General features: G+C 66.6%; 12 protein-coding genes and 1 tRNA gene. 5 read left to right on the plus strand and 8 right to left on the minus strand.

The genetic code is table 11. The features are described 5' to 3' along the window. Positions 1-8: 8 nt before the first annotated feature. Positions 9-455, plus strand: a complete 447-nt coding sequence (locus tag D1610_RS16485) for a cupin domain-containing protein (RefSeq protein ID WP_118865305.1) — start codon at positions 9-11, stop codon at positions 453-455. Here D1610_RS16485 and D1610_RS16490 read toward each other — a convergent pair. The 6 genes from D1610_RS16490 to rpmH are packed head-to-tail and all read right to left on the minus strand — an operon-like array spanning position 452 to position 4,185. Further along, positions 452-1,126, minus strand: coding sequence for a glutathione S-transferase family protein (locus D1610_RS16490; protein WP_118865306.1), 675 nt, complete (start codon positions 1,124-1,126; stop codon positions 452-454). The two genes, D1610_RS16485 and D1610_RS16490, sit on opposite strands and share 4 nt — an antisense overlap. 37 nt (positions 1,127-1,163) lie before the next feature. After that, a complete protein-coding gene (gene yihA / locus D1610_RS16495) occupies positions 1,164-1,799 on the minus strand; it encodes a ribosome biogenesis GTP-binding protein YihA/YsxC (protein ID WP_118865307.1) in 636 nt (211 codons plus the stop codon). Further along, complete coding sequence (yidC, locus tag D1610_RS16500; protein WP_118865308.1) at positions 1,796-3,496, minus strand: membrane protein insertase YidC; 1,701 nt, start codon at positions 3,494-3,496, stop codon at positions 1,796-1,798. Before yidC ends, yihA begins: the two co-directional genes overlap by 4 nt. A gap of 22 nt (positions 3,497-3,518) precedes the next feature. Continuing rightward, positions 3,519-3,731, minus strand: coding sequence for a membrane protein insertion efficiency factor YidD (gene yidD, locus D1610_RS16505; RefSeq protein ID WP_118865309.1), 213 nt, complete (start codon positions 3,729-3,731; stop codon positions 3,519-3,521). Then, on the minus strand, positions 3,728-3,994 hold the full coding sequence (rnpA, locus tag D1610_RS16510; protein WP_245942355.1) for a ribonuclease P protein component: 267 nt from the start codon (positions 3,992-3,994) through the stop codon (positions 3,728-3,730). The genes yidD and rnpA overlap by 4 nt, the downstream gene beginning before the upstream one ends. A gap of 56 nt (positions 3,995-4,050) precedes the next feature. Further along, a complete protein-coding gene (gene rpmH, locus D1610_RS16515; protein WP_055760664.1) occupies positions 4,051-4,185 on the minus strand; it encodes a 50S ribosomal protein L34 in 135 nt (44 codons plus the stop codon). Positions 4,186-4,629: 444 nt separating this feature from the next. Between rpmH and D1610_RS16525 the strand changes: the two genes are divergently transcribed. After that, entirely contained in the window at positions 4,630-6,138 is a 1,509-nt protein-coding gene (locus D1610_RS16525; protein WP_118865310.1) for a YifB family Mg chelatase-like AAA ATPase, read from the plus strand. A gap of 330 nt (positions 6,139-6,468) precedes the next feature. Beyond that, positions 6,469-6,553, plus strand: a tRNA-Leu gene (locus D1610_RS16530). 41 nt (positions 6,554-6,594) lie between these two features. Here D1610_RS16530 and D1610_RS16535 read toward each other — a convergent pair. Both D1610_RS16535 and D1610_RS16540 read right to left on the minus strand, forming a co-directional pair. Continuing rightward, positions 6,595-7,671, minus strand: coding sequence for a serine hydrolase domain-containing protein (locus tag D1610_RS16535; protein ID WP_182466885.1), 1,077 nt, complete (start codon positions 7,669-7,671; stop codon positions 6,595-6,597). A 196-nt stretch (positions 7,672-7,867) separates the two neighbouring features. Beyond that, positions 7,868-8,629 carry a class II aldolase/adducin family protein gene (locus D1610_RS16540; RefSeq protein WP_118865312.1) on the minus strand — a complete coding sequence of 254 codons (762 nt, stop codon included), beginning with the start codon at positions 8,627-8,629 and terminating at the stop codon, positions 7,868-7,870. Positions 8,630-8,818: 189 nt separating this feature from the next. Between D1610_RS16540 and rpsU the strand changes: the two genes are divergently transcribed. Both rpsU and D1610_RS16550 read left to right on the plus strand, forming a co-directional pair. Further along, positions 8,819-9,025: a 30S ribosomal protein S21 gene (rpsU, locus tag D1610_RS16545; protein ID WP_118865313.1), complete on the plus strand. Its 207-nt coding sequence runs from the start codon at positions 8,819-8,821 to the stop codon at positions 9,023-9,025. A gap of 71 nt (positions 9,026-9,096) precedes the next feature. Continuing rightward, positions 9,097-9,663: an FKBP-type peptidyl-prolyl cis-trans isomerase gene (locus D1610_RS16550; RefSeq protein ID WP_118865314.1), complete on the plus strand. Its 567-nt coding sequence runs from the start codon at positions 9,097-9,099 to the stop codon at positions 9,661-9,663. Positions 9,664-9,888 lie beyond the last annotated feature (225 nt).

A 9,888-nucleotide genomic window follows, 5' to 3' on the forward strand; every position in this document is an offset into this window, starting at 1 on the left:
AGGTGGCATTGCCCAAGCTCGATCTCGATACAATCCCGCAAACCAACGCGACCGGCTATCCGCCCGAATATGCCAAGGCGGTCGAGGGGCGGTGGTATCGCCGCCTGGGTCCCGCATCGGGGATCGGGGATTTCGGCGTCAGCCACGTCACGCTCAAGCCCGGCGCCTGGTCGTCGCAGCGCCACTGGCACGAGGGCGAGGACGAGTTCGTCGTGATGCTCGCCGGAGAGGCGGTGCTGGTAGACGATGGTGGGGAGACGGTGCTGCGCCCCGGCGACTGCGCGGCCTTTCCCAAGGCCGACGGCAACGGCCATGTCCTCCAGAACCGCAGCGACGCCGATTGCGTGTTCGTCGCGGTCGGGCGCCCGGCGGACACCGACTGCCATTATCCCGATATCGACATGCACCTGTTCGCCGGCCAGGACTTCCGCCGCAAGGACGGCGGCGCTTTCTAGGCCTCGGGCGGGGTAGGGGTCTCGAACTTCTCGATCACCCATTCCTCTTCCTGCGCCGCGGCGATCCAGTCCTGCATGAAGGGGTGCTGGACCACCGCGTCGGCATAGGCCTTGGCGAAGTTGGGCAGGGGGATCGAGTAGGTGATCAGCCGCGTGACGACCGGCGCGTACATGATGTCCGCCGCGCCGAACGCGCCGAACAGGAAGTCGCCCTCGCCGCCATGCCGCGCGCGGGCGTGCGCCCACAAGGTCATGATGCGGGCGAGATCGGCGAACACGTCCTGATCGATCCTGGCGGGCGGGAATACCTGGCGGATGTTCATGCTGTGCTTGCGGCGCAGCGCGGCGAAGCTCGAATGCATCTCCGCCGCCATCGAACGCGCCATGCCGCGGGCGCCTTCGTCGGCGGGCCAGAAGCGGTCACGCCCCACCTTGTCGGCGAGATAATCCACGATCGCCAGGCTGTCCCATACGACGATCTCGCCATCCCACAGGATCGGCACCTTGCCGCCGCCCGGCGCGAACTCGTCCCCCTCGCGGCGCTTGTCCCACTCCTCGTCATAGAGCGGAACGACCGCCTCCTCGAACGGCAGGCCGGACTGCTTGCAGGCCAGCCAGCCGCGCAGCGACCAGGAGGAGTAGGCCTTGTTGCCGATGAAGAGCTTGAGCATGGCCGGCTGGATAGCGGGCCGCGCCGGCGAAGGCCAGTCAGCCGATCGCGTCGATCACCGCGGCGCGGAGTTCGGGAATGCCAAGGCCCTTCTCGCTCGACGTGGCGATGATGTCGGGGTGAGCGGCGGGGCGTTTGCGCGCCTCGGCGGCGGTGGCGGCAGTGACTGCTTCGAGCTCCGTCGCCTTGACCTTGTCCGCCTTGGTGATGACCAGGCGGTAGCTGACCGCTGCATCGTCGAGCATCTGCATGACCTCACGATCGACATCCTTGATGCCGTGGCGCGCGTCGATCAGCACCAAGGTCCGCTTGAGCGCCGAACGGCCGCGCAGATAATCGTTGACCAGAAAGCGCCATTTCCGGACGACGTCCTTCGGCGCCTTGGCGAAGCCGTAGCCGGGCATGTCGACCAGCCGAAAGCCGAGCGGCTCACCCACGTCGAAGAAGTTGAGCTCCTGCGTCCGCCCGGGCGTCACCGATGTCCGCGCCAGCGCCTTGCGTCCGGTCAGCGCGTTGAGCAGCGAGGACTTGCCGACGTTCGATCGCCCGGCGAAGGCCACCTCCGGAACCGCGGCGTCGGGCAGGAACTTCAGGTCCGGCGCGGACTTGAGGAACGCGATGGGGCCGGCGAAGGTCTTGCGCGCAGCCTCGATCGCGTCCTCCTCGAAGCTCATTTCGCCGGTGCCTCCTTCAGGCCCGGATGGCGGCTATAGAGCCACTTCTGTTGGGCGATGGTGAGGATGTTGGTCGTCGCCCAATAGAGTTGGAGGCCAGCCGCGAACGGCGCCATGACGAACATCAGGATCCAGGGCATCAGGCCGAACACCTGCTTCTGGATCTCGTCCATCGGCTGCGGGTTGAGCTTGAACTGCATCCACATCGTGACGCCGACGAGGATCGGCAGCACGCCGATGGCGACGAAGGCGGGCGGCGCGAAATCGAGCAGGCCGAACAGGTTGACCGGGGTCAGCGGATCGGGCGCGGCGAGATCCTTGATCCACAGCGCGAAGGGCTGGTGGCGCATCTCGATGGTCAGCAGCAGTACCTTGTAGAGCGCGTAGAAGATCGGGATTTGCAACAGGAGGGGCAGGCAGCCGGCGAGCGGATTGACCTTCTCCTCCTTGTACAGCTTGAGCATTTCCTGCTGCAGCTGCGCCTTGTCGTCCTTGTAGCGTTCCTGCAGCGCCTTCATTTTTGGCTGCACTACGCGCATTCCCGCCATCGACGCGAACTGCTTCTGCGCGATCGGGAACATCAGACCGCGGATGATGAACGTGAGGAGGATGATCGCCACGCCGAAATTGCCGACCGCGCGGAACAGCCAGTCGAGCAGGTAGAAGATCGGCTTCTCGACGATCTCGAACCAGCCCCAGTCGATCGCCTTGTCGAAGAAGACGACGTTTTCCTGATCCTCATAGCGATCGAGCAGATCGACCTCCTTGGCGCCGGCGAACAGCCGGGCGGTCTGCGTCACGGCCTTGCCGGGCTGGAGGATGGTCGGCGCGGCGGTGCGGTAATCCGCCTGGTATCCGCCGTTCGCTCCGGGGCGGAAGCGAAGCTGGGCGGCGCGGCCCTGATCGGGGATCAGCGCGGCCAGCCAGTAATGATCGGTAAAGCCCGCCCAGCCGCCGGTGGTGGAGACGCTTTGCGCGCCCTCGGTCACGTCGTCATAGTTGATGCCGTATTCGGCCGCGCCGTTCGCCACCCACATCGGGCCGACCTGGATGGTCCAGCTATCCTTGTCGGAGCCGATATCGGCGCGGCTGAGATAGCCATAGGTCTGCACCGCGACGGCGCCCGCGCCGCCGTTGCCCACCGTCTGACGCGCGGTGAACATGTAGCCATCGTCGATCGACAACTGGATCTGGTAGCGCTGGCCGCCGGAGGTGGCGCTGAGCGTCACCGGCTGGCCCTGGCGCAGCACCGGCGCGCTCGCGCTCCACACGGTGTTGCCGTCGGGCGGGGTCAGCCCTTCGCCCGTCCAGCCGAAGCCGGCGAAATAGGCGCCCGCCGCGCCGCCCGGCGAAAAGAGGCGGATCGGCGGCGAATTGTCGGCGACGGTCTCGTTGTAGCGGGTCAGCGTCAGGTCATCGATGCGCGCACCCTGCAGGTTGATCGAGCCCTGCAGCCGCGGCGTGTCTATCCGAACGCGCGGCGTTTCAGCGAGGACGACGGCGCGGCTGCGCAGCGCGCGCGGCGTATCCGCGGTGGGATCGGCCTCGGGTTGCGGATTGGCCACGACCTGGCCGTTCTCGACCCGGGTCGAGGGCTGGGTCGCGCTCGGAAAGAATTTGTCGACCAGGAACGGCCAGCCGAACAGGATGATCCCGGCGAGCACGATCGCGAGGATCATGTTGCGATTGTCTTTCACGAGCCTGTAATTTCCCTGTCAGTCACGGCACGGGATCGTGCCCGGAGCCGCCCCAGGGGTGGCACCTGAGCAGCCGTCTCGTCGCGAGCCAGCTTCCCTTCACCGCCCCATAGCGGCGAAGCGCCTCGATTGCATAGGCCGAACAGGACGGATTGTAGCGGCACGAGGGCGGCAATATGCGTGACGGGCCGATCTGCCAGCCGCGGGCGATAAGGATCAGCGCGCGCGCGATCATCGCGAGAGCTTCGCCAGCGCCTTGGCCAACTCGACCCGCATTTGGGCGAAATCGCGCTCGATCCCGCCCTGGCGGCCGATCAGCACGTGATCGGCGCCGCGCAGGCCCGATTCGGGAAGCAGCTCGCGCAACAGGGCGCGGAAGCGGCGCTTCATCCGGTTGCGCGCGACGGCGTTGCCGATCTTCCTGGTCACGGTCACGCCCATGCGAATCGCCGGGTCGCCGTCATCGCGGGGGCGCACCAGCAGGACGAAGCCCGGCATCGGCGCGCGCTTTCCCGCATTCGCCGCAAGGAAATCCCTGCGGACGCGTAAGGTGGTTACGCCGACAGCTTCTTGCGGCCGCGCGCGCGGCGGGCGCGGATCACGTTGCGGCCGCCCGGCGTCGCCATGCGGCTGCGGAAACCGTGACGGCGCGCACGCACCAGGTTCGACGGCTGAAAGGTGCGCTTCATCGCTCATTCCTCGGTCAGAATAGAAAAGGGCCGCCACTGGGACGGCCGGATCATCGGCGCGCTTAGGTAAATCGGCGGTCGAAGTCAACTCGTCAGCCTCCTCGCGCGCGGCGCGGCGGCGTGCGCTCGGCCGGCGCATGCCCCAGTCGGCCCAGCTGCCCATCCGCGGCCATTTCCGCTTGGCGCGGGCGAATTGCCGCTGCGCCCAGCGCGAGTTCCTGAGAATCAGCGACAGCCCGGCGGCGGCGAAGATGATGCCTCCAGGGCCCGGAATCGGTCCGACGAAGGCGGCGGCGATCAGCAGCACGATGCCAAGCGACAGGAACACGACGCGGAGGACGGGATGCTTGGTCGCCATGCCCGGAAGGTGGTGAAGCGGGAGCGCAAAAACAATCGACGGTGTGAGGCATCGCCGCTAAGCCGTTGGCGGGCAGGGGGGAATGCATGGTCGCGATCGTCTCGACAGCGGCATATCTTGGGCTGGAGGCGCGCGGCGTCGAGGTGCAGGTGCAGATCGCGGGCGGCGTGCCCGCCTTCGTCGTCGTCGGGCTGCCCGACAAGGCGGTGGGCGAAAGCCGCGAGCGGGTGCGCGCCGCGCTTTCCGCCATCGGCCTGGCGCTGCCGCCCAAGCGGATCACCGTCAACCTGTCGCCAGCGGACCTGCCCAAGGAAGGCTCGCATTACGACTTGCCGATCGCGCTCGGGCTGCTTGCGGCGATGGGCGTGGTCGATCGCGAATCGCTCGCCGAATATCTCGTCGTCGGCGAACTGGGGCTGGACGGGCGCATCGCAGCGACGCCGGGCGTGCTGCTCGCCGCGATCCATGCCGGGGAGCAGGGGCTGGGGCTGATCTGCCCGGCGAGCCAGGGAGCGGAGGCCGCCTGGGCGGGTTCGGTCGAGGTCGTGGCCGCACCTGATCTGCTCGGCCTGCTCAACCATCTGAAGGGCGCCGGCCTGCTGCGACCGCCCGAGCCGGGCGCGGTCGATCCGCCCGGCATGGGGCCGGACCTTCGCCAGGTGAAGGGGCAGGAGACCGCCAAGCGGGCGCTGGAGATCGCCGCGGCTGGCGGGCACAACCTGCTGATGGTCGGGCCGCCGGGGGCGGGCAAGTCGCTGCTTGCCTCCTGCCTGCCGGGAATCCTGCCGCCGCTCGAATCGTCCGAGGCGCTGGAGGTCTCGATGGTTCAGTCGGTGGCCGGCACGCTGAGCGAGGGGCGGCTGACCCGCGTGCGCCCGTTCCGATCGCCGCACCACAGCGCGTCCATGGCGGCGCTCACCGGCGGCGGGCTGCGCGTGCGGCCGGGCGAGGTGAGCCTGGCGCATCTGGGCGTGCTGTTCCTCGACGAGCTGCCCGAATTCCAGCGCGCGGTGCTCGATTCGCTGCGCCAGCCGCTCGAGACGGGGACGGTGTCGGTCGCCCGCGCCAACGCGCACGTCACCTTCCCGGCGCGCGTCCAGCTCGTCGCGGCGATGAACCCGTGCCGCTGCGGGCATCTCGGCGATCCAGCGCTCGCCTGCTCGCGTGCGCCGAAATGCGCCGCGGACTACCAGGCCAAGGTCTCGGGCCCGCTGCTCGATCGGATCGACCTGCATGTCGAGGTGGCGCAGGTCACCGCCGCCGATCTGGTGCTGCCGCCGCCGGCCGAAGGATCGGCCGAGGTCGCCGTTCGCGTGGCCGAGGCGCGCACGGTGCAGGCGGCGCGCTACGGGCAGAACGGCGTCCGCACCAATGCCGAAGCGGACGGCGATGTGCTCGACGCCGTCGCCACGCCCGATGAACCGGGGCGCAAGCTGCTCGCCCAGGCGGCGGAGGCGATGCGGCTGTCCGCGCGCGGCTATACGCGCGTGCTGCGCGTGGCGCGGACCATCGCCGATCTGGCCGGAGCGGAGGCGGTGGGGCGAATCCATGTCGCCGAGGCGCTCAGCTATCGCCGCCAGGCCCCGCGCGGCTGACTGGCTCAAAGATCACACAAAGATCACACCAAGGCACGTTTTCCGCGTCAGGTGGTTTGCGAAGGCGAAGCCAGTCTTGCGTCGCATAAGTCGCAGGTGTTCTGCAATTTCATTGCGTGCACGTAATATTATTACACGGCGTCCACTATGTTCAGTGTCCTGCGCCTGGTGGGGAACGGGCGACATCAAAGCCTGTCGAGGGCATTGCTGACGGATTCAAAGAGCAAGCCAGCGGCGAACTGGTGAATCGGGACAATGCCAGAACATCGCCATGTAGGACAGCGATTGTTGCGCGCGGGCGCGTGGTCGGTTAGGGCGCACGGCTTCGCTGCCCCTGTGGCGAAATTGGTAGACGCATTCGACTCAAAATCGAACGCCGCAAGGCATGCTGGTTCGAGTCCGGCCAGGGGCACCATTTTCAGGCGCGACCGCGCATCAATGACCGAGGCGCCGGCCTCAGCGCTTGAAGAACAACGGTTCGACCTGCTGCATCGCAGGCTTCACGCCCGACTGGTGATCCGAAAAGGCGGCGATCGCGGTTCCGGTGGCAGGGGCGTAGCCGGCATAGGTTCCCCAGAAGCCGCTGTGCCACCAGATTTCGCCGGTCGGCGTCTGCTTCACGAAAATGCCCGATCGATAGCTCTCTGCGCCGTGGTGCGGCCCCTGCCAAAGCATCTCCCTGAGCGTCCCGGGCTTGTCGAAGATGCGGCCGCCGAACAGCGCCTTGAAGAACAGCGCGAGATCGCGCGGCGACATCACCAGCCCGCCGCCGCCATACAGGTCCATCGACGCATGGACATCGGTCACGTCCAGATCGCCCAGATACTGGCGCGCCCGCTGCGGCGCCCCGCCAGGCCGCTGTTCGAAGATTTCCCACCAAGTGGCCTTCAGCCCCAGCGAATCGAGCTTCAATTGCTGCCGTACCGCCTTGGCCAGGTTGAGCTTGGTGACGCGTTCGATGATCTCGCCCAGCAGGATATAGCCGGTATCGGAGTAGCGGAATTTGGTGCCGGGCGCGCTTTGCGGATCGGCATATTCGGTCATCAGCGCGACCAGCTCTTCGCGGGTGAAGTGGCGCGACGTGTTGGCCTTCAGCATCTCGACATAACGCTTGTCGCCGCCGTGATCGTACAGGCCGCCGCTGTGGCTGAGCAGGTGCCGCACGGTGATCCTGGCGGTGTCGTATCCGTCTGCGCGTAGGACGGCGTCGTTAGCGGGTGAGATCAGCCCGCCGATCGGCGCGTCCAGATCGATCCGGCCCTGCTCCCACAGCCGCAGCACGGTGGCCGCGACGAAGGTCTTGGTGTTGCTGGCGATACGCAGCGGCGTATCGGTGGCGAGCGGCGGGCGTGCCGCGCCGTGATCCACGCCGTTGCCGACGACATACACCGCCACCGGCTGCGGCTGAGCGGCGACCAGCGCGGTCAGCGCCTCGCGATCAGCGCTCGTTGCCTCGGCGGCGGCTGCCTGCTGCGCCGACGCCGGCAGGGGAACCGCGAACATCGCCGCGACGGTGATCAGAAAATGACGCATGCTTCCTTCCAATTCGCCGTTCGCCGATCCGGCGCGACCTTGTGGCGGCATAGCAACCGGCGTGTGACGAATGCGAGCGAAGATCGGTGTGCGAAAAAGTGTGAGAGCAATCATGCTCCGCGCAAGTTAAAGGGGGTCGGACGCACCCCGCGATACGGAGCACGGCAAATCGGGGCAATCCGGGTGCGCCGCTGCCTTACTCCCGCCAGCTCCGGTCAGTTCGGTCGACCAGCCTCACCATCGCGTCGAAATCGGCCTTGCCGGGGCCGCCGGGGATGGAGACCTTGGAGAGATCGCGCTGGTGGACGTCGACCACTTCCTGTGGGACGTGGACCGGCTGGCCCATCGACAGCGTGGCGAGCTGGATCTCGCAAGCGCGCTGGAGCGACCAGTGCTTGATGAACGCTTCGGGCAGGGTGCGGCCCATCACCAGGATGCCGTGGTTCTTGAGCAGCATCACCCTTTTGTCGCCGAGATGCTCGATCAGCCGCTCGCCTTCCTCGGACCTGACCGTCACGCCCTCGAAATCGTGATAGGCGATCTGCCCGGCGAAGTTGCAGGCGTAGAAGTTGATCGGCTGCAGCCCGCCCTCGAGCGCGCTGACCGCCATGCCGGCGGTGGTGTGGGTGTGCATGATGCAATGCGCATCGGGCAGGTTCCTGTGGAACACCGCGTGCTGGACGAAGCCCGCCAGGTTCACCGGATAGGGATTGTCGTCCAGCTTGTTGCCGTCGATGTCGATCTTGACCAAGTTCGATGCCTTCACCTCGCTGAAATGCAGGCCGAACGGGTTGATCAGGAAGGCGTTTTCCTCATCCGGGCATTTGACCGTGATGTGGTTGTAGATCATCTCCGACCAGCCGAGCATGTCGAACACCCGGTAGCAGGCGGCGAGCTGCTGGCGCGCCTCCCATTCGGCCTCCGAATAGCGGCTGTTGGGCTTGAGCTGGGTGGCCATCGGCACTCTCCGGATATGATCTGGTTTAGAAGATGCAGTATGCCATGCGGAGCCCTGCGGCGCAAAGCCCTGGCCGCAAAATTGGCCTTGGCGCTTGAAAAATCGCGAATCCCGATGTAGGGCGCGCGGGTTCGGCGCGGAGCGTGCTTCGCGCTGCCCCTATTCTATTGACTGGAGTTCGACGGTTTTATGCAGATCATGGTTCGCGACAACAATGTCGACCAGGCCCTTCGCGCGCTCAAGAAGAAGCTGCAGCGCGAGGGCGTGTATCGCGAAATGAAGCTGCGTCGCCACTATGAAAAGCCCAGCGAGAAGCGCGCCCGCGAGCGCGCCGCCGCGGTCCGCCGCGCGCGCAAGCTGGAGCGCAAGCGCATGGAGCGCGACGGCGCCAAGTGAGCCGTTTTCCGGCCGGGGGCACGTCCTTGGCCGCATTCGTTTTCCCGATTGCTGAAAGGGCTTGAAGGCCGATGTCGGTAACAGCTGTTCCGTTGCGTCCCATATCGCGCCGCGCCCTTGTGTTCCTGTGGATCGGCATCCTCGTCGCGATCGGCGGCGGCGTGGCGCTGGCCTTCACCGGATCGACCAAGCCGGGCATCGCGACCGCATCCGGCCTTCGCTATGAGGTGATCGAGCCGGGCAGCGGCCCCAAGCCGACCGATACCGATGTGGCGCTGGTCAATTATCGCGGCACGCTGGAGGACGGCACCGAGTTCGACGCGAACAATCAGATGCCCTTGCCGGTCGCCGCGATGGTTCCGGGCTTTTCCGAAGGCCTGAAGCTGATGAGCAAGGGCGCCAAGTACAAGTTCTGGATCCCGCCCGAACTCGGCTATGGCGCGGAAGACAAGCGCAATCCCGACGGCAGCATCGCGATTCCCGGCAATTCGACCCTGGTGTTCGAGGTCGAGCTGATCGACTTCCTGCCCGAAGCGGTGATCCGCCAGATGCAGATGCAGCAGATGCAGCAGCAGATGGGGATGCCGCCGGGCGGCCCGGGCGGTCCGCCGCCGGGTGCGGAGCCGCCTGCTCCTTAGTCCTGAGTTCCGTCACCCTGGACCCTTCGACAGGCTCAGGACAGGCTTGTTCCGGGTCCATCTCGCCGCGAACAACAACGCCTGCGACGCTTGCGGAACCATGGACCCCTCTGAGTTCACAAACGAAGTGCAACACCACGTACAGGTGTTGCCATGTCGAGATACCGCCAGCTTTCGATCGAGGAACGGTGTGCGATTGCCCGGCTTCATGAAGCCGGGCAATCG

The organism is Sphingomonas gilva (genome assembly GCF_003515075.1).
Taxonomy (GTDB): domain Bacteria; phylum Pseudomonadota; class Alphaproteobacteria; order Sphingomonadales; family Sphingomonadaceae; genus Sphingomonas; species Sphingomonas gilva.